A 20465-nucleotide genomic window follows, 5' to 3' on the forward strand; every position below is an offset into this window, starting at 1 on the left:
CGCCGAGCTCACGCTCGGCGGGGCGAAGTAGGACCAGCCCCCGAATTCGCCAACAGCGTCCGGGGTGGGCGCGGGGGCCGTGACGGCGCGGTGCGTCAGCTGAGCGGGATCACGCCGACCCGCTCGGCGGGGGTCCTGCCCCGCAGCGCCTTGCCGAGGGCGTTGGCGACGTCCTGCGGCAGGACGGGCTTCTTGGTGCCGTCGCCGCGCTGGATCAGCACGCCGTTGAACGCGTTGCCGTACAGCTGCTTGAGCGCGTCCAGGTCGTAGTTCTCGACGAGCTTCCCGTTGACCTCCTTCATCGAGAGGATCTTCGGGAGGGAGTGCTCCGGACCGAACTGGATCTTGTGGGCCGGGTCGGTCTGCACCGTGACCAGGCCGGACATCGCCGGTTCGGCGAACTCCTTCATCGCCCGGTCCACCTCGGCCTTGCTCACCTTCGGCTGCTGCGACGAGCTCGGCAGCGACACCGGCTGGTCCTTGCCGGTGGCGGCGCGGTCGCGGTACGCCTTCGAGACCAGGTCGACCGACTTGTCGACGTCCAGGCCCTCGTACGGCTGCCCGTACACGGCCACGGCCTTGCCCGACTCGAACTTGACCGTGCCCTCCTTGACCGTGCCGGTGGAACCGGCCAGCGACTTCAGGGCAGCGGCGATCTTCTCCTCGTCGGCGACCACGGTGGGCTCGGCGGCGTGCGTACGGCCGATGAGCGAACCGATGACGGTGACGGGGTTGTAGTCCCGGCCCGCGGCGGCGCGCACGGTCTCCTGCGTGTCGATGGACAGGCCGGCGACCTCCGGCTTCAGCTCGGCCGTCTTCCCGCCGACGGTGACCTTCAACGGCGCGGTCGCCCGGCCGCCGAGGGCGGAGTCGAGCTTCTGCACGGCCTGCTCCTTGGACTTGCCGCCGATGTCGACGCCCAGCACGGTGGTGCCGTTCGGCACGTCCGCGTGGTCCAGGAGCAGCCCGGCGGCGTAGGCGGCGGCCACGAGGCCGATGACGCCGCCGCCGAGGAGGACGAGCTTGGAGCGGCCCTTCTTCTTGGCCTTGGCCGCCTTGCCCTTGCCCTTGCCCTTGGCGGGGGCGGGTGCGGCCTTGGCGGGCGCGCCTGCCGGGGCGCCGGCGGGCGGCGGTACGGGCTTCGGCTTGGGCACGGGCACGCGCGGCGCGCCGCTGTCGGCGGGCGGCGGCGGCACCTTGGTCACCGGCGGCACGCCGCCGCTGACGAGCGTCTCGGCTGCCGGGGCGGCGGTCTTGGGGCCCTTCTTCTTGCCCTTGTTGTTCTTGGCGGCGGGCGGCGGTACGACGGGCACGCCGTCGTGCGGTGTGTCGGTCCGCCCGGGCGCGGGAGCGGGGAACTGCTGCGTGGTCGACGCGGAGGCCCCGCCCCGGGGCACGGTCTCGACCCGCTCCCAGCGCCCGCCGTTGCCCTTGGCCTTCGGCGGGTTGCCGGGCCACGGCGCGTCGCCGGAGACGGGGGGATGGGGCATGGCACCGGTGGTGGAGTTGTCGGCGGGCCAGGCACCACCGTGGCCGGCGGAGCCGGCGTTGGGAGCGAACGGGTCACCGCCCTGCGCACCGTGGCCGGCAGAGCCGGCGTTGGGAGCGAAGGGGTCACCGCCCTGCGCGGCGTTGGGGCCGGGCACGAAACCGGCACCGGGGGCGCCGCTGCCGACGGGCCCGGCCTTGGGCGCACCGCCGTGGCCGGCGGAGCCGGCGTTGGAGGCGAACGGGTCACCGCCCTGCGCAGCGTTGCCGCCGGGCACAAAACCGGTACCGGGGGCGCCGCTGCCGACGGGTCCGGCCTTGGGCGCACCACCGTTGGGGGCGCCGGCCTTCGGCGCGCCACCGCGCGAACGCTTGCCGCCACCGGCACCGGCGGGGCCGGCGTTCGACGACAAGGGGGCACCGCCCTGGGGGACACCGCCCGACGCGAAACCGGCACCCGCACCCGCGGGGCCGCCGTTCGGCGCGAACGGGTCACCGCCCACGGGCGCACCGCCCGGCGCTCCGGCGCCACCCGCACCGTACGCACCACCCGACGCGAAAGCATCACCGGCACTGGGAGCACCAGGCGCACCACCGTGCACCCCCGCACCCGGCGCAAACCCATCAGCCGCCACACCCGGCGCACCCGGCGTACCCGCCGCGCCCCCATACGGCGCCGCACCACCCGGCGCGCCCGGCGCGCCCGGCACCGCGCCACCCGGCGCACCCGCACCGCCCGGCGTGAAAACGTCACCCGGCGCGCCCGGGGCCGTCTGCCCCGTGCCGCCCGGTGCGTACGCGCCCCGTGCCGCGCCCCTCCGGGGCAGCGGCTGCTTGGGCGTGCTGGAGCCCGCCGGGGCGGACTTGCGGGGGGCGAACCAGTCGCTGGAGCCCGTGCCGCCGTCCTTGCCCGCGGCGGCCGCCGCCTGGGCGGACGGGCGGGCCTGGCCCGGGGCCGGCTTCGGGCGGGTCGGCAGGCCCTCCTTGCGCTCGGGGGCCGGGGCCGGCGCCGGAGCCGGGGCCGCGGGGGCCTGGGCTTCCGGTTCCGTGGACGTCTCGTCACCCACGGGCTTGCGTACGACGACCGGCGGGATGGGCCGCGACCCCGGGATGTTGATGCGGATCCGCGTCGTCATCGTGGTCTCGGTCTTGCGCTCCGGCTTGGCGGCCGGTGCCGCACCGTCGGAGGGCTGGTCCCCGCCGGCGGGGTAGGCGGCGCCGCCGCGCCCCTGGGGCCCGGAGGACGAACTGTCAGATGCACGGCTCAAAGCAGGATCTCCCGGTTACTCTTTGCCGCCCTCGTTGACCTCGCTTCGGGGTCGCCCATGCCGGAGGCCAGGGAGGCTCGGCGGCGCGCACCACCATACTGGGCACCGCGGGCCCGTATTTGACGACCGCTGGACTACTCCCACGGTCGGCCCTGTGGGCCCTGCGCGGTTGTCAGGTAAAAATCGTCACGTCACTTGCCAAGTCGGGCCGTGAAGCCGCCCGGTTGCACGGCCTTGGGAACCGTGGCGCACATCACAGCGACGATCATGCCGCCGAGCAGGTAGACGTACGTGCCGAGGCCGGCGCCGAGCAGGTAGTCGCCCTCGGGCCGGTTGAGGGAGAGGTAGACGACGGCGACGAGCCAGCCCGCACCGGCGGAGGCGGCCCCGGCGCGGCTGCGGGTGAGGGTCGCACCGCCGTAGCAGACGCCGGTGAGGGCGAGCAGCGCGAGCAGCAGCCCGCCCGGGAACCAGCCGGCCTGGACGAGCGATCCGGCCACGCCGGTGACGAGGCCGAGCAGGGCCAGGCCGAGGCAGAGGGCCACCCGGCCCCATTTCACGCGGCCGAACGGCATCGGCTGACCGCCGGTCATGCGTCCACCCCCGCGAAGAGGTCGGTCTCCCGTTCGCCGGCGGGCGCGCCGGAGCGGCCGCGGACGAGCCGGTAGTACTCGCGCGCGAAGAGGGGTTGTCCCAGTTCGTTGGAGAGTGCGAAGAAAGGGCCGTCCACGGCGATCTGCGTGGCGTGCGCCTTCATGGCCGCGGCCTTGCGGCCGGCGTGGGCGGTGGTGTCGACCTCGGCCGTGACGTCCTCGTCGGGTACGACGCCCGGTACGTCGGACGGGGAGGCCACGCCGCGGAACATCTCGCCCTCGCGGCCCGCCTCGCGGAGCCGCGCGAAGCCGTCCTCCACGACGGACAACGGCACACAGTTCCAGTAGATCTTCGCAATGTCGTACGGATCGCCCAGATCGCGCCGGAAGGCGGCCTCCGCGGCCAGCTCGGCGGCGCGCATGGCGACGCGGTGCGCCTGGATGTGGTCGGGGTGCCCGTAGCCGCCGTTGTCGTCGTACGTGACGAGCACCTGCGGCCGCACCTCGCGGATGACCTCGACCAGGTGCGCGGCGGCCTCGTCGACGTCGGCCTGCCAGAAGCAGCCCGGCCGGTCGTTCTGCGGGGCGCCCATCATCCCGGAGTCGCGGTAGCGGCCCGGGCCGCCCAGGATGCGGTGGTCCGTGACGCCGAGTTCCTTCATGGCGGCGGCCAGCTCGCCCAGGCGGTGTGCGCCGAGCGTGTCGTCCCGGTCGGCGGCGAGGTGGGCCAGGCCGGGCGGGATCACCTCGCCCTCCTCGCCGAGCGTGCAGGTCACCAGCGTCACCTGGGCACCCTCGGCGGCGTACTTGGCCATCGTCGCGCCGTTGTTGATCGATTCGTCGTCCGGGTGGGCGTGCACCAGGAGGAGCCGGCGGCCGGGAAGGTCGGTCATGGGGACAGCCTACGAGCCGTACGGGGCGGCCGCGGCCCTCCGGTCCCGGGCGCCGGGGCCCCGGTCAGAATTTGATGTGGCCGACCATCTCGGTCACGCTCGTCGTGAACTGGTTGATCGTCGGGCCCATGGAGGAACTGGCGAGGTAGAAGCCGAGCAGCATGCAGATCGCGGCGTGGCCCACCTTCAGCCCGGACTTCCGGACCAGCAGGAAGACGATGATCGCCAGCAGCACCACCGCCGAAATCGAGAGTGCCACAGCGGCTCACCTCCAGGGAACGCGCGGTCGGACGGACGAAGAAGCACATACGACAACGGACGACTACGACAGTGGCATACGGATGCCCGGTGGCAAGAGGGCACCGGGCAGTCATACCCACTATGCGCGAGCGATCATAACTTTCCGTGCGCGCGCATGACTCGGTGCACAGGAGCAAACACGGGGCGCACGGTGACTTCTCGCCGCTCCGGGTGAATGCGGGGCACGGGCCCGCGACCTGTGCGGCCTCTAGGCTCACGGCCATGACCGCAGACCTCTCCTTCCCCCGCCAGTACGCGCGTACGCAGCGATTCACCCTCGGCGCGCCGCGCTCCTTCAGCGTGTCGCCGGACGGCTCGCGCGTCGTCTTCCTGCGCTCCCGTTCCGGCACCGACCGGACAAACGTTCTGTGGGTGCTCGATCTGGAGGAGCGGAGGGAGTACCCGGCCGCGGACCCGCGCGTGTTGCTGGGCGGCGCCGACGAGGAGCTGTCGCCCGAGGAGCGGGCGCGCCGCGAGCGCCTCCGCGAGGGCTCGGCGGGTGTTGTCGCGTACGCGCTCGACGACGCGGCCGAGTTGGCGGCGTTCGCCCTGTCCGGCCGGCTGTACGTCGCCGAGCTGCGCGGCGGTACGGCGCGTGAACTGCCCGTGCCGGGACCGGTGGCCGACCCCCGCCCGTCGCCCGACGGGCGGCGCGTCGCCTATGTGGCGGGGGGCGCACTGCGTGTCGTGGAGGCCGGCGGGGGCGCGGACCGGGCGCTCGCGGAGCCGGACCGGGAGACGGTGACGTGGGGCCTCGCCGAGTTCGTCGCCGCGGAGGAGATGGACCGCTCGCGGGGCTTCTGGTGGTCGCCGGCCGGGGACGCGCTGCTGGCCGCGCGCGTGGACGACGCGCCCGTGCGCCGCTGGTGGATCGCCGACCCCGCGCATCCCGGCACCGCACCCACCGAGGTCGCCTACCCCGCCGCGGGCACGCCGAACGCGGAGGTGTCGCTGGCGCTGCTGGGCCTGGACGGCACGCGCACGGACGTCACCTGGGACCGGGACCGCTTCCCGTACCTGGCGCGCGTGCACTGGTCGGCGGGCGGCCCGCCGCTGCTGCTGGTGCAGGCCCGCGACCAGCGGTCGCAGGCGTACCTGACGGTGGACACCGCCACGGGCGCCACCCGGGAGCTGCTCACCGAGGAGGACCCGGAGTGGCTGGAACTTTTCCCCGGCTCGCCGCAGTGGACGCCGGACGGGCGGCTGGTGCGGATCGCCGACGAGGACGGCGCCCGGGTCCTCAAGGTCGGTGACCGGACGGCGACGACGCCCGCGCTGCACGTCCAGGCGGTGCTGGACGTCACCGACGAGGACGTGCTGGTGGTGGCCGCGGCCGGCCCGGCGGCGGAGGACGCCGCGACGGGCGAGGCGCACGTCCACCGCGTCACCCGCACCGGTGCCGAGCGGCTCTCCACCGCACCCGGCCGGCACTCGGCGGTGCGGTCCGGCGCGGTGACCGTGCTGGCGTCGGCGGCCGTGGACCGGCCCGGCGCGGAGGTCCGCGTCCTGCGGGACGGCGAGCAGGTGGCCGCCGTCGCCTCGTACGCGGAGACACCGGTACTGGCCGCCCGGCCCCGGATCGTCCGGGCCGGCGCCCGCCGCATCCCCGCGGCCGTCCTGCTGCCCACCGGCCACCGGGAGGACGACGGGCCGCTGCCGGTGCTGATGGACCCGTACGGCGGGCCGCACGGCCTGCGCGTGGCCGCCACGCACAACGCGCACCTGACCTCGCAGTGGTTCGCCGACCAGGGCTTCGCGGTGGTCGTCGCGGACGGGCGCGGCACGCCGCACACGTCGCCGGAGTGGGAGAAGGCGATCCACGAGGACTTCGCGGGCGCCACCCTCGACGACCAGGTGGAGGCGCTGCACGCACTGGCCGCCGACGGCCACCCGCTGGACCTGGGCCGGGTCGGCATCCGCGGCTGGTCGTACGGCGGCTACCTGGCGGCGCTGGCCGTGCTGCGCCGCCCGGACGTGTTCCACGCGGGCATCGCGGGCGCCCCGGTGACGGACTGGCGGCTGTACGACACGCACTACACCGAGCGCTACCTGGGCCTGCCGGACGAGCGGCCGGCGGTGTACGCCCGCAACTCCCTGGTGACGGACGAGGGCCTGTCCGCGCCCGCGGACGACCACCGCCCCCTGATGATCATCCACGGCCTGGCGGACGACAACGTGGTGGCCGCGCACACCCTGCGCCTGTCCTCGGCGCTGCTCGCGGCGGGCCGCCCGCACGAGGTGCTGCCCCTGTCGGGCGTGACGCACATGACGCCGCAGGAGGAGGTGGCGGAGAACCTGCTGCTGTTGCAGGTCGACTTCCTGCGCCGCGCGCTGCCGCCGGCGGAGAAGTAGCCACCGCTCCTTCCGGCCGCCGGGCGTCCTTCGCCCGGCGGCCGGCGGGCACGCGGGCCGTCGATCGGCCACATCTCCCCCACACGCCCCCTTGACGCCCCGCACGCGCGTTGCGAGAGTCCGCCTCAACCACATGCGCACGCGGGGGACTTCGGGAATGACCACCGTCGAGCAAGCCGCGCTCACCGGGCGCTCACCCGGCGAACTCACCTGGCGCCGCTTCCGGCGCGACCGCGCGGGCGTGGCCTCGGCCGTCGTGGTGGCGTTCTTCTTCCTCGTCGCCCTGGCCGCCCCCCTGATCTCCGCGGTCTACGGCAAGGACCCCACCACCACCTACGGGCTCGACGAGCCCGGACTGCTCAACACCTACGGCTACCCCGTCGCCCCGAACGGGGGAATCTCCGGCCGCTTCTGGTTCGGCATCGAGCCCACCCTCGGCCGGGACGTCCTCACCCAGCTCGTCCACGGCATCCGCACCTCGCTGCTCATCGCCACCGCGGCGACGGTGCTGTGCGTGCTGACCGGCGTCGCCATCGGGGTGACCGCGGGCTACGCGGGCGGGCGCACCGACTACCTCCTCGGCCGGTTCATCGACCTGCTGCTCGCCTTCCCCAGCCAGCTGTCCTTCATCGCGTTCACGCCCGTCGTGTACGCGCTGTTCGTCACGCCGGGCAAGGAGACCCCGACGTACCTGCGGGTCGTCACCCTGATCCTGGTGCTGTGGGTGCTGGGCTGGATGGGGCTGGCCCGGCTGCTGCGCGGGCAGGTGCTCAGCCTGCGGGAGCGGGAGTTCGTCGAGGCGGCGAAGGTGACCGGGGCCTCGCCGTGGCGGATCATCACCCGCGAGCTGCTGCCCAACCTCTGGACGCCCATCCTGGTGCAGGCCACGCTGATGCTGCCGTCGATGGTGACGATCGAGGCGGGCCTGTCCTTCATCGGCGTCGGCATCCTCGAACCCACGCCCGACTGGGGGCGCATGTTCGCCAACGGCGCGCACTACTACGAGAGCGACATCACGTACATCTTCTTCCCGGGCGTGGCGATGATCGTCTTCGTTGTCGCCTTCAACCTGCTCGGGGACTCGGTCCGGGACGCGTTCGACCCGAGGACCACACGCTGACGCACACCAGTGACGGACAGGGGCAGGAGCATTCAGACATGACCACGACGCCGACGTCACCCCGGCGCGCCACGCCGCGCACCCGCCGGTCCGCGTACGCGTACGCATCGGCCCTCGCCGCCACGGCACTGGTGCTCTCCGCGTGCAGCAGCGGCGGAGGCGGCGGGGGCGGCGGCAAGGAGGAGGGGGTGGGCGAGGACAAGACGGGTGCGGCCAACTACTCCGTCGGCACCAAGGACGACTCCACCGGCCCCGCCCCCGAGGTACCCGGCGCGAAGAAGGGCGGCACGGTCTCCGTCCTCCAGCGCGACGCCTTCAACCACCTCGACCCCGGGCAGATCTACTACGTCGACATGCTGACGGCCCAGCTGCTCTACAACCGCTCCCTCACCAACTACAAGGTCGACGACAAGGGGCGGGTGAAGGTCGTCGGCGACCTCGCCACCGACGCCGGCACCTCCTCCGACGGCGGGAAGACCTGGACGTACACGCTCAAGGACGGGCTGAAGTTCGAGGACGGCTCGCCCATCACCTCGCAGGACGTGCGCTGGGGCATCGAGCGGCTCTACGCCTCCTTCGAGACCGACGGGCCGCTCTACATCCCGCAGTGGCTCTCCGGCGACGGCAACGACTTCCGCAAGGCCCTGCCCGACGGCCCGTACAACGGGCAGCACCTGCCGGCGTCCGTCCTCGACACCCCCGACGACAAGACGATCGTCTTCCACTTCCGCCGGCCGCACGCCGACACGCCCTTCGCCACCGCCATGCCCAACATCGGCCCGGTCAAGGCCGACAAGGACACCAAGCAGAAGTACGACAACGCGCCCTTCTCCTCCGGCCCCTACAAGGTCGGCGACTACAAGGTCGGCAAGTCCCTCACCCTCGTCCGCAACGAACACTGGGACCCCAGAACCGACCCGATCCGGCACCAGTACGCCGACCGGTTCGAGGTGAGCTTCGGCCACCAGTTCGCCGACTCCACCCGCCGCTTCCTCGCCGACCAGGGCGACGACAAGGCCGCCCTGTCCTTCAGCAACGCCGTCGCCCCCGAGATGACGGAGAAGGTCCTCGCCGACGCCGGCACCAAGAACCGGCGGTTCCTGGAGATCCAGCCGTACGTCGACTACATCGCCTTCAACACCGACCGGCTCAAGGACGTCCGCGTCCGCCGGGCCCTCGCCTACGCCATGCCCAACGGGCAGATCCTCCAGCAGAACGGCGGCGCCACCGCCGGCGTCGTCGCCACCAACCTCCTCTCCCCCGCCATGGACGGCTACCGGCCCACCGACCCCTTCGGGAAGAAGGCCAAACCGGCCGGCGACACCGACAAGGCCAGGGAACTGCTGAAGGAGGCCGGCAAGCTCGGCCAGGAGGTCGTCTACGCCTACCCCAACACCGACACCCAGCAGAAGGTGGCCGTCGTCGTCACCCAGGCCCTCGAACGCGCCGGCTTCAAGGTCCAGAAGAAGGAGGTCGACGCCAACACCTACCGCACCGCCATCGCCGAGGTGAAGAACCAGTTCGACCTCTACCGCTGCTCCTGGGGCGCCGACTGGCCCGTCTCCTCCACCGTCGTCCCGCCGCTCTTCGACAGCCGGCAGATCGCCGACGGCTCGCAGAACTACAGCCACCTCAACGACCCCAAGGTCGACGCGGAGATCGACCGGATCAGCGCCGTGACGGACGTCAAGCAGGCGGCCCCCGAGTGGCAGAAGCTCGCCGACCGCATCCTCACCGAGGACGTGCCCGCCGTCCCCACCTTCTACAACCGCCAGTTCTCGCTCTGGGGCTCCCGCCTCGGCGGGGTGAAGTACCACCCCGTCTACGGCAGCGCCGACCCCACCGCCGTATTCGTGAAGTGACGAAGTGACGCCGTGCTGAGATTCCTCGCCCGCCGCCTGCTGGGCGCGCTCGTCATCACCGTGCTCATCAGCGCCATCACGTTCTTCCTCTTCTTCGCGCTGCCCGCCGAACCGGCCCTGATGTCCTGCGGCAAGAACTGCACCCCCGACGCCGTCGCGCTCATCAACAAGAACCTCGGCCTCGACCAGCCCGTACCCGTCCAGTACTGGCACTACATGGCCGGCATCGTCGCCGGCCGCGACTTCACCGTCGGCCACTGCCCCGCGCCCTGCTTCGGCTACTCCTTCTCCAACCAGCAGCCGGTCTGGGGCACCATCGTCGACCGCTTCCCCACCACCCTCTCCATCGCCCTCGGCGGCGCCGCCGTCTTCCTCGTCGTCGGCACCGGCCTCGGGCTGCTCGCCGCCGCCTTCCGCGGCACCTGGATCGACAAGCTGTTCAGCTCGCTGTCGCTGGTCGGCAACGCCCTCCAGATCTACTTCGTGGGCGTCGTCGCCCTCGCCGTCCTCGTCAGCGGCCTGCACTGGATGGACAACCCGGCCTACCACCCCATCACCGAGGACCCCGTGAAGTGGTTCACCGGGATGCTCATCCCCTGGCTGGTCCTCTCCATCATCTTCATCGCCAACTACAGCCGCATGACCCGCTCGTTGATGATCGAGCAGCTCGCCGAGGACCACGTGCGCACCGCCCGCGCCAAGGGCATGGGACGCCGCACCGTCTTCTTCCGCTACGCCTTCCGCGGCGCGCTCGCCCCCGTCGTCACCCTCTTCGGCATCGACCTCGGCTCGCTCTTCGGCGGCGCGATCATCACCGAGTTCACCTTCAGCCTGCACGGCCTGGGGCGGCTCGCCGTGTCCTCCGTCAGCGAGACCGACCTGCCCACGCTGATGGGCGTGATGCTCGTGGGCTGCACCGCCATCGTCGTCGCCAACATCGTGGTCGACGCCACGTACGCCCTCATCGACCCGCGCGTACGGCTCGCGTAGGAGAAGCCATGGACGACGCCTTCCTCTCCGTACGCGACCTGCACGTCCGCTTCCGCACCGAGGACGGCACCGTGCACGCCGTCGACGGCCTCTCCTTCGACGTGCCGCGCGGCCGCACCCTCGGCATCGTCGGCGAGTCCGGCTCCGGCAAGTCCGCCACCGGCCTCGCCGTCCTCGGCCTCCACGACCCGCGCACCACCACCGTCACCGGCTCCGTCCGGCTCGGCGGACAGGAGATCACCGGTGCCCCCGAGCCCGTCCTGGAGAAGCTGCGCGGCAACACCGTCGCCATGGTCTTCCAGGACTCGCTGACCGCCCTCTCCCCGTACCACACCGTCGGCCACCAGATCGCCGAACCGTTCCGCAAGCACACCGGCGCCTCCCGCCGCGAGGCCCGGCAACGCGCCGTCGACATGCTCGGCAAGGTCGGCATCCCCCACCCCGCCCTGCGCGTCGACGACTACCCGCACCAGTTCTCCGGCGGCATGCGGCAACGCGCCATGATCGCCATGGCGCTGGTCTGCGACCCGCAGCTGCTCATCGCCGACGAACCGACCACGGCGCTCGACGTCACCGTGCAGGCCCAGATCCTCGACCTGCTCAAGGACCTCCAGCAGCAGACCGGCACCGCCATCGTCCTCATCACCCACGACCTGGGCGTCGTCGCCCGCACCGCCGACGACGTCCTCGTCATGTACGCGGGCCGGGCCGCCGAACGCGGCACCGTACGGGACGTCCTGCGCACACCCCGCCACCCGTACACCTGGGGCCTGCTCGGCTCGATGCCGCGCCTGTGGACCCCCGTCGACCAGCCGCTGACGCCCGTGCCCGGCGCCCCGCCCAGCCTCCTCACCCCGCCGCCCGGCTGCCCCTTCCACCCGCGGTGCGCCCATACGGAGCGCGTCGGCGGCGACCGCTGCCGCACCGAGCGGCCCGAGCTGCCACCTGGCCGCGGCGCGGCCTGCCACCTCGGCGAGGAGAGGACACGATGACGGAGGACATCCTGATCGCGGAGGGCCTCACCAAGCACTTCCCCGTGCTGGGCGGCTTCCCCTTCCGGCGGCGCGTGGGCGCGGTGCAGGCCGTCGACGGCATCGACCTGACCGTACGGGCCGGCGAGAGCTTCGGCCTGGTCGGCGAGTCCGGCTGCGGCAAGTCCACCACCGGGCGGCTGCTGACCCGCCTGCTGGAACCGACCGCCGGCCGCATCCACTACCGCGGCCGCGACATCACCCACGCGACCCGCAAGGAGCTGGCGCCGGTCCGCTCCGAAATCCAGATGATCTTCCAGGACCCGTACGCGTCGCTCAACCCGCGGCAGACGGTGGGCCGGATCGTGTCCGGCCCCATGGAGATCAACGGCATCGACCCCCCGGGCGGCCGCACGGCCCGCGCCCGGGAACTCCTGGAGACGGTCGGCCTCAACCCCGAGCACTACAACCGCTTCCCGCACGAATTCTCCGGCGGGCAGCGACAGCGCATCGGCATCGCACGGGCGCTCGCCCTCGACCCGAAGGTGATCGTCGCCGACGAACCGGTGTCGGCGCTGGACGTCTCCATCCAGGCCCAAGTGGTGAACCTGCTCGCCCGGCTGCGGCGCGAGCTCGGCATCGCGTTCGTCTTCATCGCGCACGACCTGGCGGTCGTACGGCACTTCTCGCAGCGCGTGGCGGTGATGTACCTCGGCAAAATCGTCGAGGAGGGCCCCCGCGACGACATCTACCACCGCCCCCGCCACCCGTACACCCACGCCCTGCTGTCGGCAGTCCCCGACCCGGACGGGGACGGCGGCCCGGTCCGGGAACGCATCCGCCTGGCGGGAGACGTACCGTCACCGGTACAGCCACCGTCGGGCTGCCGCTTCCGGACGCGGTGCTGGAAGGCGCGGGATGTGTGCGCGGAGGTGGAACCGGTGCTTGCGCGGGCGGACGGCAGCGGCCCGGGACACGTGTCGGCATGCCACTTCCCGGAGCCGCCGACGGTGGAGCGCGCCACGGAGGTAATCCTGGACCCGGCGCTCGACCCTTCCAGCCCCGCCGGCGATTGAGGCGCGGGGGTCCGGGGGCGGAGCCCCCGGAGAACGGGTGAAGGGCGGGACCGGGGCACCCTCACCGCTCCGCCGCGTAATGGCACGCCGACGCGTGGGCCGCAGGTCCGTCCTTCAGCCAGGCCGGCACGGCCAGCGCCGGAACCTCCGCCGCGCAGCGCTCCGTCGCCTTCCAGCACCGCGTACGGAACCGGCACCCCGACGGCGGGGCGGCCGGCGACGGCACGTCACCGGTGAGGATGATCCGGCCACGCGCAGCACCGGCCGCAGGGTCCGGCACCGGCACCGCCGACAGCAGCGCCTGCGTGTACGGGTGCGTCGGATGGTCGTAGATCTCCTCGTCCGTGCCCGCCTCCGCGAAGCGACCCAGGTACATCACCGCGACCCGGTCCGAGATGTGCCGCACGACGGACAGGTCGTGCGCGATGAAGACGTACGACAGCCCGAACTGGCCCTGGAGGCGCTGCATGAGGTTGACGACCTGGGCTTGCACGGAGACGTCCAGCGCGGACACGGGTTCGTCGGCGACGATCACTTCGGGGCGCAGGGCGAGGCCGCGCGCGATGCCGATGCGCTGGCGCTGGCCGCCGGAGAACTGGTGGGGGTAGCGGTTGATGTGTTCGGGGTTGAGGCCGACGACGTCCAGGAGTTCCCGGACCCGTTGCCGGCGGTCGCCCTTGGGGGCGGCTTCGGGGTGGATCTCGAAGGGTTCGCCGACGATGTCGCCGACGGTCATGCGGGGGTTGAGGGAGGTGTAGGGGTCCTGGAACACCATCTGGATGTTGCGCCGTACGGTTCTCAGGGCCGGCCCGGACAGCTTGGTGATGTCCTCGCCGCGGTAGCGGATCTGCCCGGCGGTGGGGCGTTCGAGGCCGACGAGGAGCCGGGCGACGGTGGATTTGCCGCAGCCCGATTCGCCGACGATGCCGAGCGTTTCGCCGCGCCGCAGTGTGAAGGAGACGCCGTCGACGGCGTGGACGGCGCCGACTTGTTTGCGGAAGAGGATTCCGCGGGTGAGGGGGTAGTGCTTGACCAGGTCGGTCACCTGGAGGAGAGGCTCGGGGGTCATCGGGCGCTTCCCTCCAGGGTTTCCTTCCAGAAGTGGCAGGCGCTGACCCGGCCGGGCCCGGCGGGGTGGAGCGGGGGCCGGTCGGTGCGGCAGATGTCCTGGGCCATGGGGCAGCGGGGGTTGAAGGGGCAGCCCGGCGGTACGGCGGTGAGGCTCGGCGGCAGGCCCTTGATGGCGTACAGTTCGCGGCCTTTGCGGTCGAGGCGGGGGATGGAGTCGAGGAGGCCGCGCGTGTACGGGTGTGCGGGGCGGGCGTAGAGCTCGGCGACGGGTGCGCTCTCCATGACGCGTCCGGCGTACATGACGGCGATGTGGTCGGCGACGTCCGCGACGACGCCCAGGTCGTGGGTGATGAGGACGAGGCCCGTGGCGTATTCGCGGCGGAGTTCGGCGAGCAGGTCCATGACCTGGGCCTGGACGGTGACGTCGAGGGCGGTCGTCGGCTCGTCCGCGATGATCAGGTCGGGTTCGAGGGCCACCGCCATCGCGATCATGATGCGTTGGCGCATGCCGCCGGAGAACTGGTGCGGGTAGTCGCCCGCGCGTTGCTTCGCGGCGGGGATGCGTACCCGGTCCATGAGCTGGACGGCGCGGGCGCGGGCGTCGGAGCGGGACATGCCCTGGTGGACCTCGTACATCTCGCCGAGCTGGGCGCCGACGGTCATGACGGGGTTGAGGGCGGACAGCGCGTCCTGGAAGATCATGGCGAGTTTGGCGCCGCGCAGCCGGCGGCGGTGTTCCTCGCCCATGGTGAGGAGGTCCTGGCCGCGGAAGAGGACCTGGCCGGCGGTGATGCGGCCGGGCGGGGTGTCGAGGATGCCCATGACGGCCTGGGCGGTGACGGATTTGCCGGAGCCGGACTCGCCGAGGACGGCGAGGGTGCGGCCGGCCTCGACGGTGTAGCTGACGCCGTTGACGGCCTTGGCGACGCCGTCGCGGGTGTGGAATTCGACGTGCAGGTCGCGCACGTCGAGCAGCGGGGCGGTGGTCGTGGTCACGGCGGGCGCCTCCCTCAGCGCAGCTTGGGGTCGAGGGCGTCGCGCACCGCGTCGCCGAGCATGATGAACGACAGGACGGTGATGCTGAGCGCGCCGGCCGGCCAGAGCAGCATGTGGGGGGCGTTGCGGATCTGGGTGGAGGCGTTGGAGATGTCGATGCCCCAGGAGACGGTGGGCGGCCGCAGGCCGACGCCGATGAAGGACAGCGTGGCCTCCAGCGCGATGTAGGTGCCGAGCGCGATGGTGGCGACGACGATGACGGGGGCGACGGCGTTGGGTGCGATGTGCCGCAGCAGCAGCCGGGTGTGGCCGGCGCCGAGGGAGCGGGCGGCCTGGACGTAGTCGTGCTGTTTGGCGCCGACGACGGCGCCGCGCGCGATGCGGGAGATCTGCGGCCAGCCGAGCAGCACGATGAAGCCGACGACGGGCCACACCGTGTCGCTGGTGACGACGGACAGGAAGACGAGGCCGCCGAGGATGACGGGGATGCCGAAGAACACGTCGGCGAGGCGGGAGAGGAGCGCGTCCCACCAGCCGCCGTAGTAGCCGGCGAGGCCGCCGAGGACGCTGCCGAGGAGGGCGGCGCCGGCGGTGGCGCACAGGCCGACGGTGATGGAGGCGCGGGCGCCGTGCACGGTGCGGGTGTAGACGTCGCAGCCCTGGGTGTCGAAGCCGAAGGGGTGGCCCGGGCTGGGGCCGTCCTGGGCCATGGCCAGGTCGCAGGAGAGCGGGTTGCCGGGGGCGATGCTCTGCGGCCACACGGCGATCAGCAGCAGGAAGGCGATGACGAGCGCGGAGGCCACGAAGACGGGGTTGCGCCGCAGGTCGTGCCAGGCGTCGGACCACAGGCTGCGGGCCTTGCCGCTGCCGGGCCCGCCGGGTACGGGGCCCTGGTCGAGGCTGCGCTGGAGGGTGCCGGCGTCGTCGGTGGCGACAGCCATGGCGCCGCCGGCGGCGGGCCCGACGGCGGTGTCGGCGCCGGGGTCGTGGGCGGCGGGCTGCTCAGGCATGGCGGATCCTCGGGTCGAGCACGGCGTAGAGGAGGTCGACGAGCAGGTTGGCCAGCAGGAAGACGAGGACGAGGACGGTCACGAAGCCCACGACGGTGGGCGAGTTCTGGCGCAGGATGCCCTGGTAGAGCTGGTAGCCCACGCCGTGGATGTTGAAGATTCGCTCGGTGACGATGGCGCCGCCCATGAGGGCGCCGATGTCGGTGCCGATGAAGGTGACGACGGGGATGAGGGAGTTGCGCAGCAGGTGCCGGGTGACGACCCGGTGCCGGGGCAGGCCCTTGGCGACGGCGGTGCGCAGGTAGTCGGCGCGGGAGTTCTCGGCGACGGAGGTGCGGGTGAGCCGGGTGACGTAGGCGAGGGAGGTCAGGGCGAGCACGAGGCCGGGCAGCATCAGCTCGTCGAAGGTGGCGTACGGGGAGACGGACGGGGAGACGAGGCCCCATTTGACGCCGAAGAGGTACTGGAGCACGTAGCCGCTGACGAAGGTGGGCACGGACACGACGACGAGGGTGAGGAGGAGGACGGTGGTGTCGGTGCCGCGGCCGCGGCGCAGGCCGCCGAGCAGGCCGAGGGTGATGCCGAAGAGGATCTCGAAGCAGACGGCGACGATGGTGAGCCGCAGCGTCACGGGGAAGGCGTCGGCCATGAGTTCCAGGACGGGCTGGCCGGTGAAGGCGGTGCCGAAGTCACCGGTGAGGATCTGCCCCATGTAGTGCAGGTACTGCTTCCACAGGGGTGCGTCGAGGTAGAGCTCGCTGCGGATGCGGGCGGCGGTGGCGGGGTCGGGGGCCTTGTCGCCGAAGAGCGCGGCGACGGGGTCGCCGAGGGCGTAGACCATGAAGAAGATCAGGAACGTGCTGCCGACGAAGACGGGGATCATCTGGAGCAGCCGGCGGACGACGTACCGTCCCATGGTGCGTGGCCTTCCCGTTCATGTGGTGGCGTTACGGCTTGACGGTGATCCGCTCGTAGACGGGCACGCTGAAGGGGTTGAGGTGGACGTCGGCGACGTTCTCCGAGTAGCCGGCGCTGCCGTTCTGGTACCAGAGCGGGATGGCGGGCATCTGCCGGGCGAGGATGCGTTCGGCGTCCTGGAACTTGCCGACGGCGCGGGCCGTGTCGGATTCGGCGTTGGCCTCGTCGACGAGGCCGTCGAACTCGGCGTCGCTGAACTTCCCGTAGTTGGAAGAGGCGTCGGTGTAGTACAGCGGCTGGAGGAAGTTCTGCGCGAGCGGGTAGTCCATCTGCCAGCCCGAGCGGAAGGGGCCGGTCAGGCGCTGTTCGGTCATCTGGTTGCGGAAGTCGGCGAAGGTGCCGACGGGGTTGACGGTGCAGGCCCGGTCGTTGCCCAGCGCGTTGTTGATGCTGTTGCAGACGGCGTCCATCCACAGCCGGTGCGAGCCGGTGTCGACGTTGGAGGTGAGGGTGATGCGCCCGCCGGGCAGCCCCCCGCCGTCCTGGATGAGCCGCTTCGCCTTCTCCGGGTCGTACGTGCACGCTTCCCCGCACAGCCCGGCCTTGTAGCCGCCCTTCTCGCCCAGCACGGGCGACGTCCAGTCGGTGGCCGGGGTACGGGTCTTCCGGTAGATGGTCCTGGTGATGCGGTCGCGGTCGATGGCCATGGAGATGCCGCGCCGCACCTTGTCCGCGCCGGGTCTGCTCCAGGCGGGGTCGTAGAGGGGGAAGGCGAGGGTCTGGACGATGCCGGCGGGCTGGTTGATGTAGCGGTCGCCGAGGTCGGCGCGGACGTTCTTCAGCTGGGTGCTGGGGATGTCGTCGACGAGGTCGAGGTTGCCGGCCTGGAGGTCGGTGTAGGCGGTGTTGTTGTCCGTGTACACCCGTAGTTCGACACCGGAGTTGCGGGCCTTGTCCTCGCCGGGGTAGCCGTCCCAGCGGCTGAGCTTCATCACCGAGCCGCGGGTGTACGCGTCGATGCGGTACGGGCCGTTGCCGACCGGTTTCTTCAGCCACGCGGCGTGGTGGTCGAAGAAGGCGCGGGGCAGCGGGACGTAGGCGGCGTAGCCCAGGGTGTCGGGCCAGGTGGAGAACTTGGTGCGGAGCGCCACGGTGAAGGTGTGCTCGTCCTTGAGGACGAGGCCCGACAGGGTGCGGGCGGTGGGCGTGCCGCTGCGCGGGTGCACCTTGTCGTAGCCCTCGATCTCCTGGAAGAACGGGGCGTTCTTCTGCTTGTTGTCGACGTGCGCCGCGTAGTTCCAGGCGTCGACGAAGGACGCGGCCGTCACCTTCTCGCCGTTGCTGAACGTCCAGCCGTCCTTGACGGTGACGGTGAAGTGCTGCTGGTCCTTCGACTCGATCTTCTCGGCCAGCATGTTCTTCGCCTCGCCCGTCCCCGGGTCGTACTGCTTGAGCCCCCGGAAGATCATCGCGAGGACCTTGCCGCCCTGCACCTCGTTGGTGTTGGCGGGCTCCAGCGGGTTCTGCGGGTCGCCCCAGGAGGCGCGGACCACGCCGGCACCGGTGCTGCCGGCGCCGCCGCCGCAGCCGGCGGCACCGAGGAGGAGTGCGACGGCGGCCGCCCCGGCCCGGGCGCGCGAGGGCCGGTGAAGGGTCCGTCGCCGTCCGCGCATGGCGTGCCACCTCCTGGTTCTCCGGGCCGCGGTCCTCCATACAAGCCGATGTTCCGATGCGATACGGGATTGTTCCTGCCTGTTGGAAGTAATTGGAGAAGAAACCGCCCGTATGCGGGAATGACCCTGGTTCAGGGGATTCGGTACCACTGGAGGACCGGCCACCGGGGCCGGACCGAAGGAGGCAGCGACATGCGCGACACGACGCACGGATCGGTGGCCGAGGCGATGAACGCGGACCCGGCGGGCATGCTGGAGCAGGTGCCGTTCCGGGCCGTGGACGAGGTCCTCGTCCTCGACCTGGACCTGGACGGCGACACGCCCCTCGGCACGGCGGCCGCCGTGACGGTCTCCGCCGCGCCGCACGCCGGCGCCGGCGAACTGATGGCCGCCCGCCGCGAGGCGCTGCGCGCCTGACCCCGGGCGCGCCCGTTCCCCCATGCCCCGGCCCGCCATGGACCCCTACGAGACCGTCCTCGCGCCACTCCTCGGCGCGTGGCTGCTGCTGTCGGCGATCGCCCAGCTCGGGCCGGTCGCCGACCGCCTGCCGGAGTACCAGCGCCGCTACGACGTGCTGGGCCTCGTCCCCCGCTACCACTTCTTCGCCCCGCGCCCCGGCGTGCACGACTACCACCTGCTGGTCCGCACGCGCCCCGGCGGCGGCACGGGCGCGTACGGCCCATGGCAGGAGATCGGCCCGCGGCCGCGCCGCCGCTGGTGGCACGTGCTGTGGAACCCCGACCGCCGCGCCCGCAAGCAGCTCTTCGACCTGACCACGGCGCTGACCAGGAACGACGCGCGCTGCGAGGACCCGGCCACGCCCCTGTCCCTGCCGTACCTGATGGTGCTCCAGCACGTCAGCCGCCGGGTGCCGGCGGGGCGGCTGGTGCAGTTCGCCGTGGCCCGGTCGGCGGGCTACCGCACCGGCGAGCGGCCGGGCCTGCTGTTCGTGTCGCGCGACCACCGGGTGACGTGATGACGCCCCACACGGCATACACGGCATACACGGCGTATACGGCCCTGCGGCTGGTGGAGGTCCTCGCCTCGGCGGGCGTGCTGCTGGGCTCGCTGGAACGCCTGGCCCGGCCCCGCGCCCTCGACGACGCCTCCCTCGCCAGCTGGCCCGTCCTCCGGCTGCGCCGCCCCGGCTACGCGACGGGCGTCACCGGCGCCGTCCTGACGCCACTCGTCGCCTACCCCGCCGTCCTCGGCCTGCACGGCCTGCGGGCCGCCGCCGCGGCCGGCTGCCTGTGGCCCACGGCGGGCCCGGTGCACGCCGCCCTGCTGGGGCTGGTCGTCGTGACGGGCGCCGTGCTCACCCTGCGCGGCGGGCAGGGCGGCGAGGGCGCCGACCAGTTGCTGCGCATCGTCTTCTGCGCCCTGCTGCTCGCCGCCGTGCACCCCACGGCGACCACGGCGCGCCTGGTGCTGTGGTTCCTGGCGCTCCAGGTGTGCCTGGCCTACTTCGTGTCGGGCCTCTACAAGGTGACGTCCCGCACCTGGCTGGACGGCTCGGCGCTGACCGGCATCCTCACCACCCGCGCGTACGGCCACCCGGCGGTCGCGGCCCGTCTCCTGGCCCACCCGGCGGCCACGCGGTGGCTGTCCCGCGCGGTGAGCCTGGCCGAGACGCTCTTCCCGCTGGTCCTGCTCGCCCCGCCGGCGTGGCTCCCGCTGTTCCTGGCCGCGGGGCTGGCCTTCCACGTGGCGTGCGCGGCGCTGATGGGCCTCAACTGCTTCGTGTGGGCGTTCGCGTCGGCGTACCCGGCGGTGGCGTACGTGGTGCTGACCACCTGACGGCACCGCACCCTCGCCCGGGGAGTCCGGCGGTAAAAGAACGCTCGTTCTTGACCGACCATTCTTTAATCGCCTACGATCATGGAC

The 20465-nt window shown here is 72.3% G+C and carries 18 protein-coding genes; 9 read left to right on the forward strand and 9 right to left on the reverse strand.

Annotated features, from left to right (window positions below; all coding sequences use genetic code 11):
- Positions 1 to 95: 95 nt before the first annotated feature.
- The 4 genes from IE305_RS23345 to IE305_RS23360 form a co-directional block, all read right to left on the reverse strand.
- The gene (locus IE305_RS23345) at positions 96 to 2756 is read right to left on the reverse strand and encodes a hypothetical protein (protein ID WP_190131683.1); all 2661 of its coding nucleotides are present in this window, start codon (positions 2754 to 2756) and stop codon (positions 96 to 98) included.
- A gap of 191 nt (positions 2757 to 2947) precedes the next feature.
- Complete coding sequence (locus IE305_RS23350) at positions 2948 to 3349, reverse strand: DUF6113 family protein (protein WP_229891415.1); 402 nt, start codon at positions 3347 to 3349, stop codon at positions 2948 to 2950.
- Positions 3346 to 4242 (reverse strand): N-acetyl-1-D-myo-inositol-2-amino-2-deoxy-alpha-D-glucopyranoside deacetylase, encoded by an 897-nt coding sequence (gene mshB / locus IE305_RS23355; protein WP_190131684.1) that lies wholly within the window; start codon positions 4240 to 4242, stop codon positions 3346 to 3348. Before mshB ends, IE305_RS23350 begins: the two co-directional genes overlap by 4 nt.
- A gap of 64 nt (positions 4243 to 4306) precedes the next feature.
- Positions 4307 to 4501 (reverse strand): hypothetical protein, encoded by a 195-nt coding sequence (locus IE305_RS23360; RefSeq protein WP_190131685.1) that lies wholly within the window; start codon positions 4499 to 4501, stop codon positions 4307 to 4309.
- A 263-nt stretch (positions 4502 to 4764) separates the two neighbouring features.
- On the opposite strand from IE305_RS23360, the gene IE305_RS23365 reads away from it, so the two are divergent.
- The 6 genes from IE305_RS23365 to IE305_RS23390 all read left to right on the forward strand — a co-directional run bounded on the left by IE305_RS23365 (position 4765) and on the right by IE305_RS23390 (position 12913).
- On the forward strand, positions 4765 to 6894 hold the full coding sequence (locus IE305_RS23365) for a S9 family peptidase (RefSeq protein WP_190131686.1): 2130 nt from the start codon (positions 4765 to 4767) through the stop codon (positions 6892 to 6894).
- A gap of 157 nt (positions 6895 to 7051) precedes the next feature.
- Positions 7052 to 8014 carry an ABC transporter permease gene (locus tag IE305_RS23370; RefSeq protein WP_229891416.1) on the forward strand — a complete coding sequence of 321 codons (963 nt, stop codon included), beginning with the start codon at positions 7052 to 7054 and terminating at the stop codon, positions 8012 to 8014.
- Positions 8015 to 8052: 38 nt separating this feature from the next.
- Complete coding sequence (locus IE305_RS23375; protein WP_190131688.1) at positions 8053 to 9876, forward strand: ABC transporter substrate-binding protein; 1824 nt, start codon at positions 8053 to 8055, stop codon at positions 9874 to 9876.
- A 12-nt stretch (positions 9877 to 9888) separates the two neighbouring features.
- On the forward strand, positions 9889 to 10866 hold the full coding sequence (locus IE305_RS23380) for an ABC transporter permease (protein ID WP_190131689.1): 978 nt from the start codon (positions 9889 to 9891) through the stop codon (positions 10864 to 10866).
- An 8-nt stretch (positions 10867 to 10874) separates the two neighbouring features.
- On the forward strand, positions 10875 to 11858 hold the full coding sequence (locus IE305_RS23385; RefSeq protein WP_190131690.1) for an ABC transporter ATP-binding protein: 984 nt from the start codon (positions 10875 to 10877) through the stop codon (positions 11856 to 11858).
- Complete coding sequence (locus tag IE305_RS23390; protein ID WP_190131691.1) at positions 11855 to 12913, forward strand: ABC transporter ATP-binding protein; 1059 nt, start codon at positions 11855 to 11857, stop codon at positions 12911 to 12913. Before IE305_RS23385 ends, IE305_RS23390 begins: the two co-directional genes overlap by 4 nt.
- Before the next feature lie 61 nt (positions 12914 to 12974).
- On the opposite strand, the gene IE305_RS23395 is transcribed toward IE305_RS23390, so the two are convergent.
- From IE305_RS23395 to IE305_RS23415, 5 genes are read right to left on the reverse strand one after another with little or no spacing between them, the layout of a single operon-like run.
- On the reverse strand, positions 12975 to 13982 hold the full coding sequence (locus IE305_RS23395; RefSeq protein WP_190131692.1) for an ABC transporter ATP-binding protein: 1008 nt from the start codon (positions 13980 to 13982) through the stop codon (positions 12975 to 12977).
- Positions 13979 to 14980, reverse strand: coding sequence for an ABC transporter ATP-binding protein (locus IE305_RS23400; protein WP_229891418.1), 1002 nt, complete (start codon positions 14978 to 14980; stop codon positions 13979 to 13981). The genes IE305_RS23395 and IE305_RS23400 overlap by 4 nt, the downstream gene beginning before the upstream one ends.
- A 14-nt stretch (positions 14981 to 14994) precedes the next feature.
- Positions 14995 to 15990: an ABC transporter permease gene (locus IE305_RS23405; protein WP_190131693.1), complete on the reverse strand. Its 996-nt coding sequence runs from the start codon at positions 15988 to 15990 to the stop codon at positions 14995 to 14997.
- Positions 15983 to 16906 carry an ABC transporter permease gene (locus IE305_RS23410; protein WP_190131694.1) on the reverse strand — a complete coding sequence of 308 codons (924 nt, stop codon included), beginning with the start codon at positions 16904 to 16906 and terminating at the stop codon, positions 15983 to 15985. The genes IE305_RS23405 and IE305_RS23410 overlap by 8 nt, the downstream gene beginning before the upstream one ends.
- Before the next feature lie 31 nt (positions 16907 to 16937).
- Positions 16938 to 18581 carry a peptide ABC transporter substrate-binding protein gene (locus IE305_RS23415; protein WP_190131695.1) on the reverse strand — a complete coding sequence of 548 codons (1644 nt, stop codon included), beginning with the start codon at positions 18579 to 18581 and terminating at the stop codon, positions 16938 to 16940.
- Positions 18582 to 18773: 192 nt separating this feature from the next.
- On the opposite strand from IE305_RS23415, the gene IE305_RS23420 reads away from it, so the two are divergent.
- The 3 genes from IE305_RS23420 to IE305_RS23430 are packed head-to-tail and all read left to right on the forward strand — an operon-like array spanning position 18774 to position 20378.
- On the forward strand, positions 18774 to 18998 hold the full coding sequence (locus IE305_RS23420; RefSeq protein WP_190131696.1) for a hypothetical protein: 225 nt from the start codon (positions 18774 to 18776) through the stop codon (positions 18996 to 18998).
- A 22-nt stretch (positions 18999 to 19020) separates the two neighbouring features.
- Positions 19021 to 19557, forward strand: a complete 537-nt coding sequence (locus IE305_RS23425) for a hypothetical protein (RefSeq protein ID WP_190131697.1) — start codon at positions 19021 to 19023, stop codon at positions 19555 to 19557.
- Positions 19557 to 20378 carry an HTTM domain-containing protein gene (locus IE305_RS23430; RefSeq protein WP_190131698.1) on the forward strand — a complete coding sequence of 274 codons (822 nt, stop codon included), beginning with the start codon at positions 19557 to 19559 and terminating at the stop codon, positions 20376 to 20378. Before IE305_RS23425 ends, IE305_RS23430 begins: the two co-directional genes overlap by 1 nt.
- Positions 20379 to 20465 lie beyond the last annotated feature (87 nt).

Origin of the sequence: Streptomyces mashuensis (genome assembly GCF_014654785.1) — a bacterium.
GTDB classification, from domain to species: domain Bacteria; phylum Actinomycetota; class Actinomycetes; order Streptomycetales; family Streptomycetaceae; genus Streptomyces; species Streptomyces mashuensis.

Bases quoted from the DNA above. Each gene is read 5' to 3' on its own strand.
- IE305_RS23350 (WP_229891415.1), bottom strand. From the start codon at position 3,349: ATGACCGGCGGTCAGCCGATGCCGTTCGGCCGCGTGAAATGGGGCCGG.
- mshB (WP_190131684.1), bottom strand. From the start codon at position 4,242: ATGACCGACCTTCCCGGCCGCCGGCTCCTCCTGGTGCACGCCCACCCG.
- IE305_RS23365 (WP_190131686.1), top strand. From the start codon at position 4,765: ATGACCGCAGACCTCTCCTTCCCCCGCCAGTACGCGCGTACGCAGCGA.
- IE305_RS23370 (WP_229891416.1), top strand. From the start codon at position 7,052: ATGACCACCGTCGAGCAAGCCGCGCTCACCGGGCGCTCACCCGGCGAA.
- IE305_RS23375 (WP_190131688.1), top strand. From the start codon at position 8,053: ATGACCACGACGCCGACGTCACCCCGGCGCGCCACGCCGCGCACCCGC.
- IE305_RS23385 (WP_190131690.1), top strand. From the start codon at position 10,875: ATGGACGACGCCTTCCTCTCCGTACGCGACCTGCACGTCCGCTTCCGC.
- IE305_RS23390 (WP_190131691.1), top strand. From the start codon at position 11,855: ATGACGGAGGACATCCTGATCGCGGAGGGCCTCACCAAGCACTTCCCC.
- IE305_RS23395 (WP_190131692.1), bottom strand. From the start codon at position 13,982: ATGACCCCCGAGCCTCTCCTCCAGGTGACCGACCTGGTCAAGCACTAC.
- IE305_RS23405 (WP_190131693.1), bottom strand. From the start codon at position 15,990: ATGCCTGAGCAGCCCGCCGCCCACGACCCCGGCGCCGACACCGCCGTC.
- IE305_RS23410 (WP_190131694.1), bottom strand. From the start codon at position 16,906: ATGGGACGGTACGTCGTCCGCCGGCTGCTCCAGATGATCCCCGTCTTC.
- IE305_RS23415 (WP_190131695.1), bottom strand. From the start codon at position 18,581: ATGCGCGGACGGCGACGGACCCTTCACCGGCCCTCGCGCGCCCGGGCC.
- IE305_RS23420 (WP_190131696.1), top strand. From the start codon at position 18,774: ATGCGCGACACGACGCACGGATCGGTGGCCGAGGCGATGAACGCGGAC.
- IE305_RS23425 (WP_190131697.1), top strand. From the start codon at position 19,021: ATGCCCCGGCCCGCCATGGACCCCTACGAGACCGTCCTCGCGCCACTC.
- IE305_RS23430 (WP_190131698.1), top strand. From the start codon at position 19,557: ATGACGCCCCACACGGCATACACGGCATACACGGCGTATACGGCCCTG.